The 22,277-nt window shown below is 46.1% G+C and carries 23 protein-coding genes; 8 read left to right on the top strand and 15 right to left on the bottom strand.

Features of this window, described 5'->3' with window-relative positions; all coding sequences use genetic code 11:
* Nucleotides 1-155: 155 nt before the first annotated feature.
* Nucleotides 156-3,737: an indolepyruvate ferredoxin oxidoreductase family protein gene (locus tag H8K32_RS11950; RefSeq protein WP_186912764.1), complete on the top strand. Its 3,582-nt coding sequence runs from the start codon at nucleotides 156-158 to the stop codon at nucleotides 3,735-3,737.
* A gap of 138 nt (nucleotides 3,738-3,875) precedes the next feature.
* On the opposite strand, the gene H8K32_RS11955 is transcribed toward H8K32_RS11950, so the two are convergent.
* Both H8K32_RS11955 and H8K32_RS11960 read right to left on the bottom strand, forming a co-directional pair.
* Complete coding sequence (locus H8K32_RS11955; protein ID WP_186912765.1) at nucleotides 3,876-4,433, bottom strand: GNAT family N-acetyltransferase; 558 nt, start codon at nucleotides 4,431-4,433, stop codon at nucleotides 3,876-3,878.
* Entirely contained in the window at nucleotides 4,430-4,651 is a 222-nt protein-coding gene (locus H8K32_RS11960) for a ParB N-terminal domain-containing protein (RefSeq protein ID WP_186912766.1), read from the bottom strand. The genes H8K32_RS11955 and H8K32_RS11960 overlap by 4 nt, the downstream gene beginning before the upstream one ends.
* Before the next feature lie 539 nt (nucleotides 4,652-5,190).
* On the opposite strand from H8K32_RS11960, the gene H8K32_RS11965 reads away from it, so the two are divergent.
* Both H8K32_RS11965 and H8K32_RS11970 read left to right on the top strand, forming a co-directional pair.
* Entirely contained in the window at nucleotides 5,191-6,693 is a 1,503-nt protein-coding gene (locus H8K32_RS11965; protein WP_186912767.1) for a peptide MFS transporter, read from the top strand.
* Nucleotides 6,690-7,082, top strand: coding sequence for a DUF423 domain-containing protein (locus H8K32_RS11970; protein WP_186912768.1), 393 nt, complete (start codon nucleotides 6,690-6,692; stop codon nucleotides 7,080-7,082). Before H8K32_RS11965 ends, H8K32_RS11970 begins: the two co-directional genes overlap by 4 nt.
* Before the next feature lie 51 nt (nucleotides 7,083-7,133).
* On the opposite strand, the gene H8K32_RS11975 is transcribed toward H8K32_RS11970, so the two are convergent.
* Entirely contained in the window at nucleotides 7,134-7,745 is a 612-nt protein-coding gene (locus H8K32_RS11975) for a glutathione S-transferase family protein (protein WP_186912769.1), read from the bottom strand.
* Nucleotides 7,746-8,148: 403 nt separating this feature from the next.
* Between H8K32_RS11975 and H8K32_RS11980 the strand changes: the two genes are divergently transcribed.
* The gene (locus H8K32_RS11980) at nucleotides 8,149-9,096 is read left to right on the top strand and encodes a substrate-binding periplasmic protein (protein ID WP_186912770.1); all 948 of its coding nucleotides are present in this window, start codon (nucleotides 8,149-8,151) and stop codon (nucleotides 9,094-9,096) included.
* A 160-nt stretch (nucleotides 9,097-9,256) separates the two neighbouring features.
* Here the strand turns inward: H8K32_RS11980 and H8K32_RS11985 are convergent, their stop codons facing one another.
* The gene (locus tag H8K32_RS11985) at nucleotides 9,257-9,757 is read right to left on the bottom strand and encodes a DinB family protein (protein ID WP_186912771.1); all 501 of its coding nucleotides are present in this window, start codon (nucleotides 9,755-9,757) and stop codon (nucleotides 9,257-9,259) included.
* A gap of 124 nt (nucleotides 9,758-9,881) precedes the next feature.
* Nucleotides 9,882-10,349 (bottom strand): GNAT family N-acetyltransferase, encoded by a 468-nt coding sequence (locus H8K32_RS11990; protein WP_186912772.1) that lies wholly within the window; start codon nucleotides 10,347-10,349, stop codon nucleotides 9,882-9,884.
* Between the two features lie 263 nt (nucleotides 10,350-10,612).
* On the opposite strand from H8K32_RS11990, the gene H8K32_RS11995 reads away from it, so the two are divergent.
* Nucleotides 10,613-11,908: an acetyl-CoA hydrolase/transferase family protein gene (locus H8K32_RS11995; protein WP_186912832.1), complete on the top strand. Its 1,296-nt coding sequence runs from the start codon at nucleotides 10,613-10,615 to the stop codon at nucleotides 11,906-11,908.
* A gap of 134 nt (nucleotides 11,909-12,042) precedes the next feature.
* Nucleotides 12,043-12,315, top strand: a complete 273-nt coding sequence (locus H8K32_RS12000) for a DUF4124 domain-containing protein (protein WP_186912773.1) — start codon at nucleotides 12,043-12,045, stop codon at nucleotides 12,313-12,315.
* A 107-nt stretch (nucleotides 12,316-12,422) separates the two neighbouring features.
* Here the strand turns inward: H8K32_RS12000 and H8K32_RS12005 are convergent, their stop codons facing one another.
* From H8K32_RS12005 to H8K32_RS12015, 3 genes are all read right to left on the bottom strand, one after another.
* A complete protein-coding gene (locus tag H8K32_RS12005) occupies nucleotides 12,423-13,805 on the bottom strand; it encodes a YXWGXW repeat-containing protein (protein ID WP_186912774.1) in 1,383 nt (460 codons plus the stop codon).
* A 273-nt stretch (nucleotides 13,806-14,078) separates the two neighbouring features.
* Complete coding sequence (locus H8K32_RS12010) at nucleotides 14,079-15,539, bottom strand: catalase (protein ID WP_186912775.1); 1,461 nt, start codon at nucleotides 15,537-15,539, stop codon at nucleotides 14,079-14,081.
* A 221-nt stretch (nucleotides 15,540-15,760) separates the two neighbouring features.
* A complete protein-coding gene (locus tag H8K32_RS12015; RefSeq protein WP_186912776.1) occupies nucleotides 15,761-16,615 on the bottom strand; it encodes an AraC family transcriptional regulator in 855 nt (284 codons plus the stop codon).
* Nucleotides 16,616-16,793: 178 nt separating this feature from the next.
* On the opposite strand from H8K32_RS12015, the gene H8K32_RS12020 reads away from it, so the two are divergent.
* Nucleotides 16,794-17,768 (top strand): alpha/beta fold hydrolase, encoded by a 975-nt coding sequence (locus H8K32_RS12020; protein WP_186912777.1) that lies wholly within the window; start codon nucleotides 16,794-16,796, stop codon nucleotides 17,766-17,768.
* A gap of 54 nt (nucleotides 17,769-17,822) precedes the next feature.
* Entirely contained in the window at nucleotides 17,823-18,167 is a 345-nt protein-coding gene (locus H8K32_RS12025) for a c-type cytochrome (RefSeq protein WP_186912778.1), read from the top strand.
* Nucleotides 18,168-18,740: 573 nt separating this feature from the next.
* On the opposite strand, the gene H8K32_RS12030 is transcribed toward H8K32_RS12025, so the two are convergent.
* From H8K32_RS12030 to H8K32_RS12060, 7 genes are all read right to left on the bottom strand, one after another.
* A complete protein-coding gene (locus H8K32_RS12030) occupies nucleotides 18,741-18,953 on the bottom strand; it encodes a cold-shock protein (protein ID WP_186912779.1) in 213 nt (70 codons plus the stop codon).
* Nucleotides 18,954-19,352: 399 nt separating this feature from the next.
* Nucleotides 19,353-19,766, bottom strand: a complete 414-nt coding sequence (locus H8K32_RS12035; protein WP_186912780.1) for a cupin — start codon at nucleotides 19,764-19,766, stop codon at nucleotides 19,353-19,355.
* Between the two features lie 19 nt (nucleotides 19,767-19,785).
* Nucleotides 19,786-20,103 (bottom strand): hypothetical protein, encoded by a 318-nt coding sequence (locus H8K32_RS12040; protein WP_186912781.1) that lies wholly within the window; start codon nucleotides 20,101-20,103, stop codon nucleotides 19,786-19,788.
* Nucleotides 20,104-20,159: 56 nt separating this feature from the next.
* Nucleotides 20,160-20,639, bottom strand: coding sequence for a hypothetical protein (locus H8K32_RS12045; protein WP_186912782.1), 480 nt, complete (start codon nucleotides 20,637-20,639; stop codon nucleotides 20,160-20,162).
* 99 nt (nucleotides 20,640-20,738) lie between these two features.
* A complete protein-coding gene (locus H8K32_RS12050; RefSeq protein WP_186912783.1) occupies nucleotides 20,739-21,281 on the bottom strand; it encodes a hypothetical protein in 543 nt (180 codons plus the stop codon).
* Between the two features lie 202 nt (nucleotides 21,282-21,483).
* Complete coding sequence (locus H8K32_RS12055; RefSeq protein ID WP_186912784.1) at nucleotides 21,484-21,663, bottom strand: hypothetical protein; 180 nt, start codon at nucleotides 21,661-21,663, stop codon at nucleotides 21,484-21,486.
* 173 nt (nucleotides 21,664-21,836) lie between these two features.
* Nucleotides 21,837-22,268 carry a nuclear transport factor 2 family protein gene (locus H8K32_RS12060; RefSeq protein ID WP_186912785.1) on the bottom strand — a complete coding sequence of 144 codons (432 nt, stop codon included), beginning with the start codon at nucleotides 22,266-22,268 and terminating at the stop codon, nucleotides 21,837-21,839.
* Between the last annotated feature and the right edge of the window lie 9 nt (nucleotides 22,269-22,277).

The following is a 22,277-nucleotide window of genomic DNA, read 5'->3' on the forward strand; positions in this document are numbered from 1 at the left end:
GTACTGGTGTTTTTGTGGTTCACTGTCCATTGGGACGGACAATACAGCATGTTAATGTGCGCCCACAATTTAAAGTATATGATGCACCCACAAGGTGATTCTGTTTTGTTGTGAACAACCATCGCAGCATGAAAATATAAAAGCACGGAGACCCCATGAACGCACCCCTCAAGCCCGAGCAGCAGGCGCTGATCGACACCTCTATTGGCCTGGACGACAAATACACATTGGAGCGCGGACGCGCTTTTATGACTGGCACACAGGCTTTAATTCGCCTGATGATGTTGCAACGTCAGGCCGATGAAAAAGCTGGCCTCAATACTGCTGGCTACATCAGCGGCTATCGCGGATCACCGCTCGGTAACGTCGATCTGACCGCTGGTAAAGCAAAAAAGCATTTATCCAAATACCACGTGAAATTTCATCCCGGTGTGAACGAGGATCTGGCCGCGACCTCTGTCTGGGGTACGCAACAGGTTAATATGTTCCCGGGTGCAAAATACGACGGCGTATTTGCGATGTGGTACGGCAAAGGCCCGGGTGTTGATCGTTGCGGTGACGTGTTCAAACATGCGAATCTGGCGGGTACCTCTAAACACGGTGGCGTACTGGTGGTTGCGGGTGACGATCATGCGGCTAAGTCTTCCACGGCGGCACATCAGAGTGAGCATATTCTGAAAGCCTGCGGCATTCCGGTCTTGTATCCATCCACAGTGCAAGAGTATCTGGACTACGGCTTACACGGCATCGCCTTGTCCCGCTACACTGGCTTATGGGTGTCAATGAAATGCGTCACTGACATCGTCGAATCTGGTGCGGTGGTCGATATTGATCCGGATCGCGTCAAGCCTGTGATCCCAACCGAATTTGTATTGCCTGCCGATGGTGTGAATATTCGCACACCCGACCCGGTACTCGCGCAAGAAACGCGCATGAACAACTACAAATGGTACGCCGCTTTAGCCTATGCGCGTGCCAACAAGCTAAACCAGATTATCTGGGATAGCCCAAGCGCCAAGATCGGTATTATCACTGCGGGTAAATCCTACCTCGATACCCGTCAGGCATTGGCCGACTTGGGTATTGACGAACAAGTTGCCAAAGACATCGGCATCCGTCTGTATAAGATCGGTATGACCTGGCCATTAGAATCTGAAGGTGTGCGCGAATTTGCGACTGGTCTGGAAGAAATTCTGGTGGTCGAAGAAAAACGTCAAATTCTCGAATACGCACTCAAAGAAGAACTGTACAACTGGGAAGACAAAGTCCGTCCCCGCGTCGTTGGTAAGTTCGATGATTCCGGCGAATGGAGTAATGTCCATGGTTCAGGTCATGGCGAATGGTTGTTGCCAGCGACGTACGAATTAAGCCCGGCACAAATTGCCCGTGCGATCGCTTCACGTATTACCCGCTACTTCGCCGGACATCCGGTAGAACAACGCGTCAAAGAACGTGTCGCTTATCTGGAAGCCAAAGAACAAATGCTCAACAGCGTTGGCAAGCCAGATGCCAACAAAGACCGCGTCCCGCATTTCTGTTCCGGTTGCCCGCACAATACGTCCACCAAAGTACCAGAAGGCAGCCGTGCCTTAGCTGGTATCGGTTGCCACTACATGGTGACCTGGATGGACCGCGAAACATCGACCTTTACCCATATGGGTGGCGAGGGTGTGACCTGGGTTGGCGCTGCTTCATTCACCAATGAAAAACACGTCTTCTGTAATCTCGGTGACGGTACCTATTACCACTCTGGATTGCTGGCGATCCGCGCTGCGGTTTCCGGTGACGTGAATATCACTTACAAAATTTTGTTTAACGATGCCGTCGCGATGACTGGTGGTCAGGAATTCGACGGCCCCTTAGATCCTGGTATGATTTCTCGCCAGATCGCTGCTGAGGGCGTCAATCCGATTATCGTCGTCACTGACGAGCCAGAAAAATATCCAGCCGGTTATCCATGGGCTGCTGGTGTGACTGTGCGCCATCGTTCCGAGCTCGATGCCGTACAACGCGAATTGCGTGAATGCAAAGGCGTGTCGGCAATGATTTACGATCAAACCTGCGCCTCAGAAAAACGCCGCCGCCGGAAAAAATTCGACAAAAACGGTAAGCCAGCTTTCCCTGACCCAGCCAAACGCGCTGTGATCAATGAAGCGGTGTGTGAAGGTTGCGGCGATTGTTCCGTGCAATCCAACTGCTTGTCTGTTGAACCCTTGGAAACCGAATTCGGTCGTAAGCGTCAGATCAATCAATCGTCATGCAACAAGGATTTCTCTTGCGTGACCGGTTTCTGCCCGAGTTTTGTGACGGTGGAAGGCGGCAAGCTGAAGAAGCCAGCGAAGACTAAAATCGAAGCAGGTAACGCTCTAGATGTGAATACCTTGCCGTATCCAACATTGCCAAAAACCGAAGTACCATTTGGTGTGTTGGTCACAGGTGTGGGTGGTACAGGTGTCATTACTATCGGTCAGATCATGGCGATGGCGGCGCATTTGCAAGGTAAAGCGTGTTCCGTTTTGGATATGACAGGTCTGGCACAAAAAGGTGGCGCGGTGATGTCACACGTGCGTCTGGCAGACAAGGCAGAAGACATCCAGTCAACGCGAGTTGGTACCGGTATGGCTGATCTGGTCATCGGTTGCGATTTGATCGTGACTGCGGGTAAAGATGCTCTGTCACGCATGGGTGAAGGCCGCACGTTTGCAGCAATCAACGCTAATGGCACGCCAACTTCGACGTTTATTAAAAACCCGAACTGGCAATTCCCTGGAGAAGCCGCAGAACAAGATATTGTAAAAGCCTGCGGCGAAGGCCGTGTCGATATGATCGACGCAGCATCGATCGCAACGGCGCTGATGGGTGACAATATTGCAACCAATATGTTCATTCTCGGTTATGCATGGCAAAAAGGCTGGGTGCCACTCGAAGGCGTGGCATTGATGCGTGCTATTGAACTCAATGCTGTATCGATTGATTTCAACAAACAAGCATTCAACTGGGGTCGTCTGGCAGCCCATGATCTGGCCGCTGTAAAACGTCTGGTGACGCCAGCGCAAGTAGTAGAGTTGAAACGTGCGCCAAGTCTGGAAGATACGATCAACAAACGTATCGCTTTCCTGACGGATTATCAAAACGTGTCGTATGCACAGCAATACGCTGACTTTGTCGCACAGGTGAAGGCGGCAGAAACGAAAGTGGCTGATGGCAAGCCTTTGCGTTTAACAGAAGCAGTTGCGAAATATCTGTTCAAACTGATGGCGTACAAAGACGAATACGAAGTCGCTCGTTTGTACACCGATGGCAAGTTCCAGAAAAAAATCGCCGATATGTTCGAAGGCGATTACGAAATCAACTTCCATCTGGCACCGCCATTGTTTGCCAAACGTGATGCACAAGGTCATCTGGTCAAGCAGCAATTTGGCCCATGGATGATGAAGGCATTTGGCTTACTTGCCAGCATGAAGTCGTTGCGTGGCGGTGCGTTGGATATCTTTGGCTACACCGAAGAACGCCGTATGGAACGCGCATTGCCAGTCGAATACAAACAAACCATCAGTAAATTGCTGCCGATGTTGAATGCAGATAATTTGGCAAAAGCGGTGGCAGTAGCAAGTATTCCAGAAGATATCCGTGGTTACGGTCACGTCAAAGAGCGTCATCTGGCGGCAGCCAAAACCAAGGAAGCGAATTTGATTGCGGAATTTAATACTGCAAAGGCACCACAAAAAGTGGCGTAATCAGGTCGTCAACTAATAAAAAATGACCAGCTTCGTCTGGTCATTTTTTTTGATAGTAGGCGTCAATATCCTGTGTCTCTCGCTTTTTCTCGATACGACAGAAGGTGGGAAAAGTAGAAGCATGTTTTGATTAATATTTCAGTTAACACAAAGATTTTTTTCCTCCCATGTTTGCCTGGAGATCACATAAATAACGCTTTCTGGTTCACCCGGTACGTCGTTCAAAGTTCCACATTTTTTCATGCCATTTTTTTCCAAAATTGACCGTGACGGCAAATTTTGTGGTCGGGTCAAGCCGAATACTGCTGGAACCTGCTTCTGCATGAATGCAAAAGTTAATGCTGCTTGCGTAAGTTCGCTGGCGAAGCCATTACCCCATGAAGATGGTGCAAAACGAAATCCTAAATTTAGCCGTTCAATATTGCCATATTGTTTATAAGATAAACCTCCGAACCCAATGATCTCATCGACCTTCGACTTTAGCGACACTGTCCATGGGCCTAACCCATAACTTTCCCAATGAGATAACAGGTTATCGAGTAGCTGCCTGGCAGCGGCCTCGTCGGCAAGAGGACCTGCCGGATTGAATTTGTTGGTAGCAGGATCACCAAATATACGAAATAGCGCACTCGCATCGTTCACCTCTGGACGCCTTAATAAGAGCTGCTTTGACAGGTGTCTGATTGGGAATGTCATTGTTTATCCTTTTCAGTTTTCTGATTTAAATGGTTTTCCAGCAGGTAGGTTGCGAACGCCCGTTCAAGTCCGTCGCAGGCACCTGGATTCACGATGATGGGATCTGTCCAGGTATTTTCACGTATAAGCTTTTGATGTAATTCGTCGGCAGCATCATTGTTGATTCTTTCATGAGGCATCAGTTTTTCAACCGCCACAAGCTCGAAGACTTCATTCATATTCCCTCCTTCTTTTTACTAATGAATAAAAAACAATCGGGGGTTAAGGCAAGCCCAGTTTGTAGAATGGAAAACTTCCTATTTCACTGTCTTTATCAAACAAGGTGCGTCACGATGAATGCTATTTGAACAGGCTTACTGCTGTTAGGAGCGTAAATGCCAGTGAGCAGACATCGTTCATCGTCGCGACACACGTGTGTGACTTTATGGATTACAGTGAGTTGTATTGTGTTGTTGAGACAAAGCGAAATCAAACGAAATTACATATTTTGCATTTTTGCTGATACTTGTTACAACTTAGTTGATGCCTCATTTCCCCTCATTTCACTTCCATTCTCTTTATTTAGAAACGAAAGGAGCAAATAGAGATCGAAAAATAGACATTTAAAAAATAGGTTTTTTTATAGAAATTATGGTTTTTGTTCGGTAATTTCTGATTTGTTTGAATCTTATTCGAGATCCCGCACCGCACTATACAAATACCACATCCTTAAGCAGGCTCTGTTTTACAATGCTCGCCACACAAACAGGAGTCAATTTTGTCCATTATTAAACAAAAATTATCAAGCGTGCCGGAAGGCTCCGCTGCCTTATTTTTTATCCAAATTTTTGCGACTTTAGGTTTTGCGATTTTGTATTCGACTTTGGTCTTATACGCGACCAAAAAACTCAACTTCAGCGTTAAAGAGGCGACCGCCATCATGGGCGTGTTTGGTGCCTTCAATTATGGTTTGCATTTATTTGGCGGCTATCTGGGTGGGCGGTTTATCAGTAACCGCAATCTGTTTGTCGGCGGGATGATTTTGCAAGTGCTTGGATGTGCCTGCATTTCAGGTGGTACCGTCATGCAAATGTACTGGGGGCTGGCTTTATTTTTGACCGGTAGTGGTTTGAACGTGACCTGCATCAACATGATGCTGACGCAACGATTTGCACCGGAAGATAATCGCCGTGAAGCTGCATTCTTGTGGAATTACGCTGGCATGAATCTCGGCTTTTTTATTGGATTCAGCGCCGCCGGTTATTACCAGTTACAAGAAGATTATTCCAGCCTGTTTATCTTTGCGACCATCGGCAACTTCATGTCAATTGTATTGGCCGCATTTAACTGGAAGACGTTAAAAGACCGCAATACAACATTGTCCGTGTCGACACCATCCGAATTTAAGAAAAAAATGGCAGTTGGTTTAGCTGTGTTGGTTGGTCTGGTTCCGGTTGTGTTTTATATGCTGCATCAGGCAGAATCGACGGCGCAGATTATTCTGGCTATCGGCGGCCTGGTTGCTGCAGTGTTGGTCTACCTGACTGTTGTTCATAAAGACGTGCGTGAACGTCGCAATATGTCAGCTTATTTGGTGTTCACTTTGGGCTCATTAGTGTTTTGGACACTGTACCAAATGGCACCAACCGGTTTGCAGCTGTTCACCGTCAGCAATGTTGATCGTATCGTAATGGGGGTAGAAATCGCACCGCAATGGATACAAAACATCAATACCTTTGTGATTGTGTTTGGAGGCCCTTTGATGGCATTGTGGTTTAAAGGCTTACGGGAAAAAGGCTGGAATATTGATGTGTCTATCCAGTTTGCTACGGCGCTGTTATTGATAGGTCTGGGTTTTTTGGTTCTGCCATTGGGTATCTTTTTGGCACCGGCAAGCGGTATGGTGGCATTTAAATGGATTTTCATCAGCTATATTTTCCAGAGTATTGGTGAGTTGCTGATTTCTCCAGTCGGCTACGCGATGATAGGTCGACTCGCACCAGCCAAATACCAAGGAGTAATGATGGGTACCTGGATGCTGGCAACCGGTATCGCGTCTATTTTGTCCAGCTATTTCTCAGGCATGGTGCCAGAAGCAGCAGATGGTACAGCCCTCACAACCAACCCTACTTATAGCCACGTCTTTGGAATCTTGGGTTGGGGTAGTGTTGCGGTGGGAGTCGTGTTATTTGTGTTGATTCCGTTTATGCGCAAATTGATTACGAATGGGCCAGCGAAAGAGGCAGAGTCGGAATCTAATCCAGAAACTGTGAGCGCATGAAGCAATCCACTTGCATCGTCCTTGCCGCTCTAAACATGCTGATTGCAGTGGGTGCCGGCGCCTTTGGCGCGCATGGACTTAAAGCTATCCTGAGTATAGATATGCTGGCGATATGGCAGACCGCAGTGCATTACCAGATGGTGCATGCGCTGGGTTTGTTTGGTATGGGAATATTGATGTCGCAGTGGACCGATGCGACATTATTAGGCCGTGCTGCGGTAACGATGCTAGTAGGGATTATTGTTTTTAGCGGCAGTCTTTATGCGCTGGCACTGAGCGGTATTTTGTGGCTGGGTGCGATCACACCAATAGGTGGTGTCGCATTTTTGGTGGCGTGGGGGATGCTGGCGTGGTGTGCTTACCGCCGCCAGTCATCGTCATCACATTAAAGCTAGTCTGACGTTATATTTTCAAATATAGCGAGTTAATCTTCTGAGAGATTACTCGCTATATTTTTGTACTGCGCGTTGGTAAGCTGGGCGCGCCTCGACCATCTCTACAAAACGCGTCAGATTAGGGAAGGCATGGCGCCCTGCATTGCGCACGCCAACTTGCGCCACAAACGACAATTGCACGTCGGCGGCAGTCAATTCAGTGCCGACGAAATAATCGCGACCTTCTAACTCTGTATTCAAATACCCCAAATGATTTGCGATCTCGCTATGAATGCGTGGATGCAATGGCGCGCCTGCGTCACCCAGTCGACCCACATACAGCTTCAACAATAAAGGTAACATGGCAGAGCCTTCGGCATAGTGCATGAATTGCAGATAGCGATAATAATCAGCGGTGCCACGTGCTGGCACAAATTGCCCGTTGCCATATTCAGCCACCAGATATTCCAGAATTGCACCTGATTCAATCAGGACCAGATCCTTATCTTTAATTACCGGTGCTTTACCCAAAGGATGAATCGCTTTCAGTTCTGGTGGTGCCAGACGGGTTGTCGCGTCGCGGTCATAGCTGATGACGGTGTAGTCTAAGGCTAACTCTTCCAGCATCCAGGTAATACGACGGGAGCGGGATTCTTTCAGGTGATGGACTTCTATCATGGTGGCCTCAATGGAGTAAGTGGTTGAACAAACAAGCCCCCCATTATGCCGAGATTTGTATAAGCCTGCTGTAATGTACCGCATAGAGCTGGACGGACGTGGTTTTTGTGGAATGCTTAGAAATGGCACAACACGCAATCTGGTTACAGGTCATTTTGGATTAACCTTCTGTTAACATGCTCCAATCAGGGCATCGACAAAACAAATACCCATCTTGAATAACTGGGTATCTCTACATATACTCTAAACAAGCGTTAATAAAAATTAATGCGGTAATGATCAAGCCGATCATGATTAAGATGTTTTGGCCCATGCAAATAGCATCTCCCACTCGCCTTTCTTCCAAATTGTTGCGAAAAATAATTTATATATTGCAATCACATCTAATCAATAGTGAAAGAACATGGACAACGTTCGTATATCCGAAAGAGCCTTGGAATACACGTTGAATGGTTCAGCGAGTTCTCTGAAAAAAACATTGAGGGGAATTCTTCTCCAATCTTTGCTGTTCATTGCGGGACTCGTATTCGGTAACCCAGTGGTCGCTGCAGAACAGCGACCGCTCACAGTTGTATTTGCCGAAGGCCTTGAACCGCTTTGCTGGGAAGAGGGCGGTAAGGCAATGGGTGAGCAACCTGAAATTGCGGAATATGTGTTAGCCAAGTTGGGCATTAAAGCGAAGTTTTTGTTTTTGCCATGGGCCAGGGCGCAGTGGATGATTAAAGAAGGTACGGCCGACCTGATGATGACCACTCCGACAAAAAACCGGTTTGATTACGCGGTGTTTGGGAAAGAAATGACGACGCCGAACTACTGGAACGTCTTTGTCAGGAAAGATGATTCTGAGTTAGTTAAAAAAGCTAAAAACTTTACTACCCTTGATGATCTTAAACCCTATCCTATATTGGATTTTTTTGGTAATGGATGGACGGAAGCGCATTTAAAGGAATCAGACGGGTTCAAGGTACACAAAGCAGCAAAGATGCAAGATATCGTGCGTTTGATGGGAATGGGGCAAGGCAGCTTAACGATCAATTCGTCAACCTCGATGAATTGGTTTTTGAATAAACTGCATATGACAGATGTGATTGAAGAGATAGCGCTGGAGACGCCGGAGACGAGATTCCAAATGGTGTTTCAAGTTTCAAGAAAGTCACCCTGGATGCAGAAAGGACTCGTCAAGAGTTTGGATGCTGAATTGCAGAAAATGAAGTTAAATGGAGAATGGTTAAAAGTGCTAAAGAAGTACAAGGATCCTTACGGTACAGGCGCCCCATTCAAAGCATATGCGCAGGCTGAAGAGTTCTATCAAGGTTATGATCGCTACCCGATTTTCAAACCTGATTTTTAGAATTTTTCATTGAATAACTTAGATGGTAAATGACTAGTGACTGGAGCCAATAAACGCAGTGCCCGCTTAGCCGCGGAAACTACTCCTTAGCGCTGGTGCAACTCGCGCCATCAATTATCCATTTTATCTTAAGCAAGACCAATACCCGTCTCGTCCATCTCTATGTCATCTTCTGCATTTCTCTGAGAAAAACCGGGTAGTCGGTTGTTGGTGGAAATACCTTGATGTTGTACAGAATATCTGCTGCATGGCATCGGTGGTAGGTCGTATGATTGATGACATGCAGCAAAATATCCGATCGTGCCATCGCTCCTTTACCGCCGCCGATAAATTCAAATTCAAGTATCTCGCCCAGTCGCTTGTCAGTCAGTGCATCGGTATAAGTTACATACAATTGATCAATGTGTTGCTGTTCGTTGTAAAGCTCAGCCATTGTTGGATGGGTTTCTGGATTTCTTGTAGTAAGCCCATGCGGCTTGCTCAGTAAATGCGATTGCCATACATAATCAATTAAAGATGAATGATGCAGTGTGAGAATAAGATTGCCAAAGATAATGCTGCGCGGCGCAGTGAGCTCCCTTTCGGAAAGTGCGATGACTGTGCGCAGGAATACCTCATCCGCCCATTTTTTTATCGCATCATTTTTTGAAAAGTGATTCATTAGTTTCCTTCTCGCTTTATTTGCACCGACAAAATTTCACAGGGCGGGTGCAACTCGCGCTGAAATAGCCGAATACATTATTGTTGGCGGGTTGCATCCACCCTGCACAAACTTCCCGAGCCACTCAAACCCCAAGCCGCTTTTCCATTGCCAGCACCTCTGGGCTGGAATCATCTTCACGCGCTTCAAACCCTAGTTGCTGATAAAGCTGATAAGCGGTATGGTTATCCCGATATACCCGCAGGCTGATGATAGGTGTTCCGGTCGCTTCGCTTGCAGCGGTGATCAGTTGTTCGCACAAAATTTTCCCTATCCCCAGACCACGCTGATCTGGATTGACGATGATGCGCCCCAGATGGGTACGTTGTTCGTCTCTGAGCCAATATTGCGCAAATCCAAGTGGTTTATCCTGTTCGTTGCTCAGCACCAGGCTGACCGCGCCTGGTTTCTGTAACAGGCTAGGCAAATCTTTATTGACGAATGGAAAGCACTCCTTAAGACCAGACCAGCGCGTACAGGCTTGTTGATCCTTGATCCAATCCGAAATTTGTTCAAAATCAATGTCGCGTGCAGGCTGCAATGTCATCTTCATGTAAGGTCTGAGGATAATGATGAAGAGCTAAGTCTACAGGTACCATGTAAGGCTCGCAATACCAGTAGGATTGCCCTTGCTGTCGTTTATTCAGCGTTCAATGCGTAATTTTTGTGGTCGTGGTAATTGAATTATGTGCAAAATATAAACTTCACCTGTAGCAGCCGGAGACTCATTACATAAAAGAATTCATGTCGATCGCAACACGGTTTGCAGTGTGTGGCTTTGCTGGATTCTACATAAATAAGAAAGCGTGGTTAGACATGTTATTTCAGGATTTATATCAGCAAAAATTGTGTTCTTCAGAAGATGCACTGGCAGTTCTAAAAAACGGTGACACTATCATCGTTCCTACCGGTGTTGGCGAACCTCCTGCTTTATTGACCGCCTTATCTGAACACCGACGCCGGTTTCATAACATTACAGTCGCACAAATTCTGGCGGTAAAAAAATACGGCTATTTTGATCCGACGACGACCGAACATGTACGCCATGTCGCCTTCTTTTTTGGTGCCGCTTCACGCGCCGGAGGTCAGGCTGGTACCATCGATTTTATTCCAAGCTATTTCTCAGAAATGCCGATGTTGATTGAACGTGGGTATATCCGTTCTGACGTGGTATTTTCTATTGCATCACCAATGGATGAAGATGGCTATTTCTCCTTAAGTCTGGCGACCGATTACACGATGGCGGCAATCGCTAAAGCGCGCGCAGTGGTGCTCGAAGTGAATCCGAACGTTCCGTATGCGCATGGCAATTGCCGCGTTCATGTTTCTCAGGTCAGTGCCATCACGGAAAGTGCTGACGCAGTGACAGAAGTGGGTCTGCCAAAAATCGGTCCTGTACAAGAAGCAATCGGTAAATATGTCGCTGACATGATCGATGATGGTTCAACATTACAAATTGGTTATGGCGGCATTCCTGATGCGGTGGTCATGCAGCTGACTAGTAAGCATGACCTTGGTATTCATACAGAAATGATCGGCGATGGTATTTTGACTTTAGTTGAAAGTGGTGCCGTTACGAATCGCAAGAAGAATTATCTACCCGGAAAAATGGTAGCAACCTTTGCCTTGGGATCTAACAAGCTATATCAGTTTCTGCATCGAAATCCCATGATGGAAATGCATCCGGTTGACTTTACCAATGATCCGTATCTGGCTGCCAAGAATGACAAATTGGTCGCCATTAATGCGACCTTGCAGATCGATTTGTTGGGTCAGTGTGGCTCAGAAAGTCTGGCACATATTCCTTACTCTGGCACAGGCGGTCAGGTCGATTTTGTCCGCGCAGCAAACCGTTCTAAAGAGGGTAAGGCGTTCATCGTTTTACCTTCCACTGCGAAAGAAAATGCCATCACCCGTATCGTGCCGACCTTGAGTGCTGGTACGCATGTCACGACTGGGAAAAACGACATTAACTTTGTCGTGACAGAATTTGGTGTTGCGCAGCTGCGTGGAAAATCCGCTAAACAACGAGCAAAAGAAATGATATCGATTGCGCATCCTGATTTCAGGGCAGAATTGACGGCACAGGCGAAGCTTATAAATTTAATGTAGGTCTTGGTCGGTAACCGAGGCCATGTTTCACGTAGGCGGTCTCTGTTTCATATGACTCGTCTCTGCCGTATGCTATGATTTCAGTATTATGCATCCCTTTGAAACCTGCCTGATTGAGGTAGCTTGACAGCAGAGTGCATCGTATTGCCGCAGAACCTGAGAAAGCAGAGAACATCGTGATAAAGAAAATCAGCAAGGCCTGTATATTGTTATTGTTAGTTCCTACTTTTGCATTTGCTCAAACGTCGGTGTTTAAGTGCGTTGAAAACGGTCACACAGTCTGGTCTGAGTATCCTTGCAAAGCTCAAGGTAAGGCAGTGAAAGTGAAGCCTTTAACTAACGGAAAGCAAAAAAATGCGCAAGGTGTGGATACATTAAAGTCAAATGATAAAGGCGTGGGTAAATAAAACCTCCCTTACTGAGTAAGTGTTAAGGAAGCATAAAAAATGGAGCGCCAGGCTCCATTTTTTATGATCAAATACCGCCGAAAAAATATGGCATAGCATTTTTCGAGTTAGCGCTCATGTTCTTTTTCACGTGCTTTTGCATCTTTTTCCCGTTCGGCATTTCTTGGTTCGACATGTTGAACTGGCACCGCTCTTCTTTCCATTTCTTCTCGTGTCCGCATGTCATTCGCAGGATTATGTTGGATTGGTCTGATTTCCTGGTAATGAGGAAAACTCTCTGGATGTGGAGTGGGTGCCACTGGATGACTTTGTTCTTCCATATGTTGAAACCGTGCTTGATTTGGCGTTTCGATTGTAGTGCGCTGCACTGGTGCTATGAAGTTATGTTCCTGCGGCAGATAACGTTCTTGTGACGCAGGCATGGTCTGATGCTGCGGTTGAGCCATATTGACGGGCTGTGGCGCAGTTTGTATGTGTTGCTGTAGGCTTTGAGCGCGTTGCTGTGGTTCTGCCAACTGCTGTGGAGCAGTCGGCATGTGTTGTGGCTGGCCAGGAACTGGTGTTGCCTGATTATTGAAATGCACCATTTGCGAAGGTGGCAAAGCAACTGGTCCATGCGCATTGGAATAACTTGGTATCGGCTTGGTCGAAACTGGTTCTGGCGCCATCGCTTTGACCACTGGCGTCATTTGAGCCGCCAGATGCGCTTGTGCCGGAACTGCTCTATTGAATGCCTGACCATTGGCTGTTGAACCTGGTGGTGCAACGATAGTGACGTTATTGACGATGGTCGTATTGTTATTAATGACGGTAGCGTTATGGCTGTTGTTCTCAATGTGAACCCGCATACCTTCACGAATAATAGGTGGGGCACTGGTTACGACCGCTGGCGAAGTACCAATCGGTGCGGGCACGATCAGACCACGCGCGGAACCTGGAGGCGCAGGAATAAATACACCTTGAGGACCGATAGGGCGTACACCTGCAATAACGCCGTCATTGACAGCTGCAAAATTCAAATGGAGTTGCAAAGAGGGCTGAATAAAATGGACGCCAGGTGCTGCCCAGAAGCCGTTCACAAATACCACGGCACCGCCGCGATTCTCATAATATGGATGCATCCAGCAATAACCAAATTGCGGTGGCGCTGCCCAACGGCCATGCGCCCAGATCCAATCACCATGCCATACCCAATAACCACCAGTCCACACCGCAGTTATATACGGTTGTGGAGGTGGAACCTCAACCAGCATCGGCGGCGGTGCCCATTGCACCAGAATTGGTTCAGGCTGAACTGTTGGTGGTTCAACGTAGGCACTGACGACTTGTTCTTGCTGTGGTTGCGGCGCTGTATCTTGATAATATGTTGGTGCAGCCGGCGCTGGTTGATACACCACGCGCGGTGGTTGTTGTACGTAGACAGTGCGTGGCGGCGCTTGAACTACGCAACCACTCAAACCGATCAGACTCACCATGGCTAATTTTTTCATACTTGTTCCAAAGAAGGTGTGGACTAATGCCTACCGAAAAGAACGCTGCAGGATGAACGGTGCGCATTTTTTTATAGTTGATGGGTAATCAACGTCAGACTTACAAGTTTGGATGACCTCACGTTTAGCGGGTATGTAACGCAATGTAGAGTAGCCTATGATCTCATTAGTAAACTTATCAGTATGCCAGTTTGTCAGTTTGCAATCGTGGTGATGCAAAAAACAGCAGAAGCCAGATGGCTTCTGCTTTTACTAACATTTAAAAATTTAAAATTACGCTTTTGACGTCCGACGCTTTTCTATCGCGGCTCTGACACCTTGGCCATACGCCGGATCAGCCTGATCAAAGTGGGTAAGTTGGCGTTGCAAAATTTCTTCGCTGACTTGCGACAATGGACCTGCCAGATTATCAAATAAATTTTGCTTTTCTTGTGCTGGCAACAAACGGAAAAGATTGCCAGCCTGGGTGTAATCATCTTCCGTGCCACGACTATCATAGCGTCCAGCCACTCCAGATAATGCCCAGCCTTTATCACCATGGCCAAAGCCAGATGGATTGCTGCCTTGTGCTGTAACCGCTTCGTAATTCACCTCAGCACCACCATTGTGGATTGCCATGCTGCCGTCACGTTGCTGGTTATGAAAAGGGCAGCGTGGTGCATTCACAGGCAAGTGTTGGTGATTCGTACCCACACGGTACAACTGCGCATCGTGGTAACCAAACAAACGACCTTGCAACATCTTGTCTGGCGAATACCCCATGCCAGGTACCAGATTGGCTGGCGAAAATGCAGCTTGCTCTACTTCCGCATGGTAGTTTGCAGGGTTGCGATTGAGCTCCATAATGCCGACCGGAATTAAAGGAAAATCTGAATGCGGCCAGATCTTCGTTAAGTCATACGGATTCCAACCAGTGCGGGCTTCCCATTCTTGTAATTGCTGTTCAGTCGCAACCTGAATGCGTACTTCCCAACGCGGGAACTCTTTATTGGCAATGGCAGTAAACAAATCACGCTGCGCGTAATCCGGATCAGTTCCGGCCAGACGCGCAGCATCAGCAGCGGATAAATTTTTGATACCTTGTTGTGTACGTAAATGCCATTTGACGAATACACGTTCACCATCCGCATTGATCAGACTGTACGTGTGACTACCAAAGCCATCCATATGGCGATAGCCATCGGGAGTACCGCGATCAGAAAACAGCATGGTAACCTGATGCAAACTCTCTGGTGCCTTGCTCCAGAAATCAAACATCATGTTTGGAGATTTCAAGTTCGTTTGTGGATCACGCTTTTGGGTATGAACAAAGTCCGGAAACTTGATCGGATCTTTGATGAAGAACATTGGCGTATTATTGCCGACCAGATCCCAGTTGCCTTCCTCGGTATAAAACTTCATTGCAAAACCACGTGGGTCACGCTCAGTGTCGGCGCTACCGCGTTCGCCGCCGACCGTCGAGAAGCGAACAAACATTTCAGTTTGTTTGCCGATCTGATTAAATAATTTCGCCTTGGTGTATCGGCTAATGTCGTGGGTTACAGTGAAGGTACCGTAAGCGCCGGAACCTTTCGCATGCACAACGCGTTCAGGGATACGCTCACGATTGAAATGCTGCAACTTTTCAATCAGATGAAAATCTTGCAGCAACAAAGGCCCGCGAGGTCCTGCGCTCAGTGAGTTTTGGTTGTCTACAACATGAATGCCGGAAGCAGTGGTCAGTGTTGGTTTCATCGTTTTTTTCCTTTACCGTTATGTCATGGAGGAACTGCGCTTGGTATGGAAAAAAGTATAGGTTATGGGTGTGATTTATAAAAGCTAATTAATTTTATTCAATCAATAGTTAAAAACTAATCTGAAACAGCTTGAGGATAAACGAAGTCTATTTCAAGCTATCTGAATCAAGCTATCTGAAGCTGTTTCAGATTGACCATGGAAAAAAAAAGCAGAATCAATTACGCTTTTATAGCAATGTATATATCCGTCAATAACTCGGATGGTGGTGTTTCACGCGGGTTATTCAGATAATCTTCGTAAGGAGGCGCGTCGGCGATCTCGTAGCCGGAAGCAGGAAACCAGATACCGCAGAACCATTGATAGACGGGTTGCATTTCGGAATACGGCCCCTTATAGCGCAGAACCGCATATGTCCCACCTGCCAATTGTTTGCGAATAAGAGGTGACTCTACACTTTGTTCAGTCGGTACTTCTGGTGCGGTAATGCAGGCAAAAGAGCGTAATCGCGTTTCTTCGACAGCAGCCGGATCATCCATAAAAATACCTATCCAGCGGGTAGTAGGCGTGTACAGTTGACGCGAAGTGATACACGCATTGAGTGTATCAAACGCCTTGCTGATGCCCATATAAGAGCCCGTATGCGGTACGCAAATGAGCGATAGTTCGGTGGCGTTGCGGATTTCAACGGGAAACATTAAATCACTCCTTGTAGGTTGAAAAGATAGCGAGGGAGAGTAACGTCCCTCTTTGCGAAAGCGTGCCGGTGGAATTCCATAGACCGCTGAAAAAATCCGTGTAAAGGATTGCAGATTCGGATAGCCGGACAATGCGCCAATTTCTTCTATTGGCGTGGTGGTACGCGCCAACAGTGTCGCTGCACGTTGCAAGCGCAGGCGCTTTACCGTTGCCACGACACTTTCACCAAATACGCCTTGATATACTCGATGCCAATGATAGGGCGACATGCAGGCAATTTCTGCCAGCTTGTTTAAATCCAGCTCTTCGTCCAGATGTTCATGCACATAGTTGGTGACACGTAACAACCGACGTTCATAACTTAAATAATCAGACATCTCGCTATCCGTAAAAAGTTCTGCGCATAAGTTCTTGCAATATCAGCACAATAACATGCAGTGATTTGACAAATCTTGCGGACTTTTAAGCACCTATCAACCATGATTTGCGCAAATATCCAGTCAGCAGTTGCCATGCATTCTATAATCATGACTTCGATTTGATGAAGTGAAGTTCATGTCTACCGCCGCCAAACCACGCAGTTTGAAAAAGAAACTGATTATTGTTCTCTTAATTATCTTGTCATGCCTGATTGCTAGTGCCGTGATCGGCTTAGCACTGAGCTGGGCGCCGGATAAAACTGCAGACGAGTTAAGCGAACAATGGGCGCCAAGACCGTCGCAGTTTATCGATGTGAAAGGCTTATTCGTGCATGTGCGCGATGAGGGCTGGATTGAAGATCCTACACCAATTATATTGATACACGGCACGTCATCGAGCTTGCATACATGGGAAGGTTGGGCGAAAGAACTCAAAAAGCAGCACCGCGTGATCACCATGGATTTGCCGGGTTTTGGATTGACTGGTCCAAATCAGAGCAATGACTATAGCAACGCCACTTACACGCAATTCATTCTTGATCTCATGGATGCGCTACACGTCCAACGTGCTATTTTGGGCGGAAATTCTTTGGGGGGCGAAATTGCCTGGGAAGTCGCCGTTGCAGCTCCAAATCGTGTCGAAAAATTGATACTCGTTGATGCTGCTGGCTATGCGTTCACACCGAAATCGATTCCCCTCGGTTTTCAGCTTGCCCGCATTCCTGAGATGTCCTGGCTAATGAATCATTGTCTGCCGCGTTCTATGATGGAAGAAAGTGTTAAAAACGTCTACGGTAACCCTGAAAAAGTTACGCCTGCTTTAGTTGATCGCTATGAAGCAATGACCCGTCGGGCAGGCAACCGTGAGGCTCTACGCCTTCGTTTAACGCAATTGAATGCGGGTAAAGATGCTGATCTGATTAAAACTATTCACGTACCAACCCTGATTTTATGGGGTGGTAAAGATCAATTAATTCCTCCAGAGAATGCAAGCTGGTTTCAGCGCGATATCGCGGGCAGTAAGTTGATTATGTTTGATGATCTGGGGCATGTACCACAAGAAGAAAACCCCGTTGTTACGCTGGCTGCAGTAAATATATTTTTGCAGTAAATAATTGTTGAGAAATAGGATGAGAGAAATAGGATGAGAGAAATAGGAGTAGTGATGAAAAATTTGCAGAAAATTTCTTTATATTTTTTCGCTTTGTCGCTAAGTATTCCGTTCGGCAGTCATCTCGCTCACGCACAAAGCGTGGACGAACAAGGGAAGAAATTATTCACACAAAAAGCCGTGCCAGCTTGTGCTTACTGCCATAGCCTTAAGCATGCCGATTCGATGGCAGAAAGTGGTCCTGACCTCGATAGTTTAAAGCCAGATGCGGCAACAATAGAAAACGCTATCCGCCACGGCAAAGGTGAAATGCCAACGATCACAGGTTTGAGTGATGAAGAGATTAAAGTGTTGGTGAAGTATTTGCAGAACGTTGCAGGTCAAGCGGACAAGAAATAAAAAAGCCCACCAAAAACTTGGTGGGCGATACATTCATTGCAACGACTCGTCAACAACCCATGCTATCTGCGTGGTGCCATCAACTAGAGCAATGCCCGTGCTATCTGCGCGGTGCTTGCGGGGTGAGTCGCCTATTCCTGTCTGTGTCAGCTTTATGCAGATGACAGAGTTAAAACGAATGTGAACTTTCACAAATCCTTCAGAGCAAAACCTCGTTGAATTCTATGCAGCGAATGCCGCAATGGATTTCAATAGTCTTTGATGAAAGGATGCATGATGAAACATCTGACATCCATTACACCATTTTCCAACAACCCATGCTATCTGCGTGGTGCCACTGGCCGGTGAGAATGGATGATGCATCAGTAATCCGCGTGAGAGCGTTTTAGTGACATGTGAAAGTTTGTCGCAAAGATGAAGATTGTTCACCAGATACCTATGCTATCTGCATAGTGCACCAGGCCGGTATTTCAGAACAATCAGAGCATCGATACGACGAAAACGGTACAGCGAACAACGAATTTCAATTTCAACAAATTAAGGCGGAAAATTCAGCCAGTTGAAAAAATAAAATTACGCGATCACTTGGATGTTACTTGCTTTGTCGCCTTTAGGACCAGAAGTGCGTTCGAAAGATACGCGCTGGTTTTCGCTCAGGCTTTTGAAGCCGTTGGATTGAATGTCCTGAAAGTGCGCGAACAAATCTGCACCACCTGCGTCTGGAGCGATAAAGCCGAAGCCTTTAGCATCATTGAACCATTTAACGATTCCTGTTTGAGTACTCATATTATTTTCCTTTTTATTATCTGGCTCAGACGAAATTGTCCGAATGCCTGTGGGCACTTGAAACCAAGGAATAAAACCGGAGGAGAAAAAACAGAACAGCCAGAGGATACAGCTATGCGGAATTGGGACCAACAATATAACGACTTGATGCAAGTACAGCCCGAAATATACACACAAATTCTGTATGTGCCAAGCTTTAATTTGCTTAAAAAGTCAGCATGTGTCTTTTTGTCCGCGTAATCGACGTTTTTAAAAACATCGATTTTCATAGCTAAAAACAGCGATTTTTTTGAGGCGAAATAGAGAATAAAAAATTTTTAAGAAGATTAAAAAATATCCATCGTATATCCATTCCATTAGCAAACCAACTGAAAAGCCAACTGAAAAACCAAGTGCAAATCAATCCAGATTTTTTTCACGTCCGCGATGTTGAGTACCGATACCCGACGTAATAAAAAGCAATGTCGTCGGAACATCAATATCAGCGGTATGCCAGACTAAAGGCGGATTAACGAGATATTCTCCTGTACGCAAGATCACTTGTTTGACTTCACCGTCCGGAAATTCCTGGTAAAAGGTAACCTGTCCCGCTGTACACAGCACCATTTCGTTGCCTTGGGGATGCATTTCCCATGAGTCCCAGGAACGATCCGAGGTATGCATGGAAACCAGTCTGCCTTCCGCACCGTCAGCCAGATGGCGATTCACGTAAGCTTCATACCATTGCATATTTCCTGTGAATGCAGGTTCGATTTCTACGTTAGCACCTAAACCTAAATGTGCGGGAAATTGCGATAGGGGTGTACCGTTCATCATTCCTCCGATGCAGTTTTTATGCAAATCCTAATAGTTCGGGAACCGCTGACAAAATAGAATTAACTGTCGCCGCCACCGCATTGTTGGCATCAGCAAAGCCGATACCTTCATAACCAATCAGCACATTTTGCAATGCTGCTTTTTGTTGTGCGACTAAATGACTGACTTCATCAGCACTCATGCTGTTTTGGTTTTCTTGTACATATTCCGCAATCCCAACCAGTGCCGAAATTTGCGCAGTTGCACCGGAACTTGCAGTAGCCCAAGCCGAACCTAAAGCCTCCTTACCAGCTACTACAGCAGCATCACGTACCGTGTTCCAATCTGTTGCCATTTTTTATCTCCAATTGAATCAAAAAGCGCCCAGCCTCTTTGTAGCTTATTTGTATCTTATTTTGCTTTGCTCGCCGCACTATTTTTTAACGATAGCTCATAGGTCGTCAATACGCTGAGTTGTATATTGATGAGTAAACGCTCTGCATGGCAATACCCAGCGTCTAAAGCGTGCTCCTGATGGAATTTTCTTTCGTTCTCAAGCTGTTGCATCAGATTTTGAAATAGCTGTGTCAGTTTTGCTGACGATGCATCTTGTGATGCGGTCATACGCATTTCCAGTGTGGCCAGACTCGCTTCCACTGCATCATAAAATTTTGCGTCATAGACGACTGGCCCATTGCTTTTCGCCTGACTTTCCCAACTCAGATACTGTAAATTAATTTGTTGTGTCAATGCTGTGATTTGTTGATCCGCTTGTGGGTCATAATTGATTGTCGCGCATGCAGTTAGCCAACAGAGCGAACTCCACAAGGCAATATTTAGCAAAAAACGAAAACGAAAACGAAAACGAAAACGAAAACGAAATGGTCGCATATTTTTTCTCAAATGGATTCAGTGACGATTGATAAACAGTGGATGAAACTAGTGAAGCACAATAAAAAAACGAGCTTCGTTTAGTGTTTTCTTTGCATATCAATCACAGGCATCGATATGGTCAAATTTTTCGGCGCGTGTCCAGCCCATTGCACCTTTACTGTTCCGTACTAACTTCCACCAATTCATCACATTTTCTTGTGCATCATCGCGCGGCATAGTTCGCAGACTTTCACCGCTTATATAAGCTTTACCTTGATACCAAAATAAAAAATAACCTTCACCCAAAGGTGTCAGCAGGTAAACGACATCGCCTGCATGTAGCTTAAGTTGCGGGGCATGACTACCTTTAATAAAGCCATCATCAACAGTTCTATTTATCTTTAACACACCAGGCTTTTCGGTGACCACGACACCAGTTAAACCTTCCACTTGTTCGCCCCGTTGGACGCTAAAGGTAACGGGTGATTTGTCATCGCGTTGTGAATGAACAGGTACCTCATCATTTGCTGTCCAGTCGCGATATGTGCAGCATTCAAACGGACATACGCCCCAATTTTCGTAATTTGCTGGTGGTTTTTCCTGCGCGCTTACTGTCATCGTCAGCAGCGTTAAAAACATGACTGAAAATAGTTTTTGCATGATTTTTTATTGAGGTTGAATAAGCAATACCACACCTTAAAATGCTTTCAAATTAATGGCAATATGTAAATTTATCGGGAATTATAGTATGGCGCGACCACGCCTTGTATGACGGGTGAAATCCGTGTGGTGATTGAGTCTGCTGAGATGAGGCGGACTGTATCCGCCCGAGGTGGTTTGCTAACCAAGACTGATCGTGAACTTAATGAACGACGTTTTCTTCCGTATTTTCTTCTGATACCGGGACAAATGGCCCTTGCATTTGCATTTTTCGGTAGCGTTCACCATTTTTTCCGCCATAGGCTTTGATATGCAAAAAAACACCTATGACGACGGAGGATACAAAAATGATTAATGCTGTTGTGCTGGATAGGTAGTCCATCTTCGTCTCACAAAATTATCGTTGTAGAAATTGAGAATAGGCTTTTTTTCTTAAAAATGCTAGTTTTGTATATTTTGTATAATGAGAGAAGCGCACACAGTGATTGTGCTTGCTGAGAATTGGGCGGACATCCGCACAACTCTCTTAATGCTTAAACCTAATAATCACACGCCCTATTTATTCGCCATCCTCTTTAACATACGCATCAGGCTCCCGAGTACCGGCAATTTTTCATATAATTCTTCAGCTGCATCCCAATAATCTCTGTGCATTTGTACTCTGCCATCGGCCGCAAAACGGATGTGAGTCGCACCGCGTATGCATTGCTCGTCTGGATTAAATTTTTTCATGTAGAAATAAAAATCCCAGCACAAAAATGCCGTATCACCTTGCAACACTGTGGAAGTAATTTTAAAGCGTGGTTTTTCAACTTGTACAAACATGTGTTGAAAAATGTGCGTCACCGCTGGTAAGCCACGCACCTCATTGAACGGATCTTTGAAATACGCATCGTCCGTATAAACACCAGATAAATCCTGACTTTGCGCCAACGTCAGTGTTTCAAAAAAGCGTACCAGATTATGTAAGCTGGTTTGGTGATCCATCTTGAACAA

It is taken from the genome of Cognatundibacterium jejuense, assembly GCF_014284255.1.
GTDB classification, from domain to species: Bacteria; Pseudomonadota; Gammaproteobacteria; order Burkholderiales; family Burkholderiaceae_D; genus Undibacterium; species Undibacterium jejuense.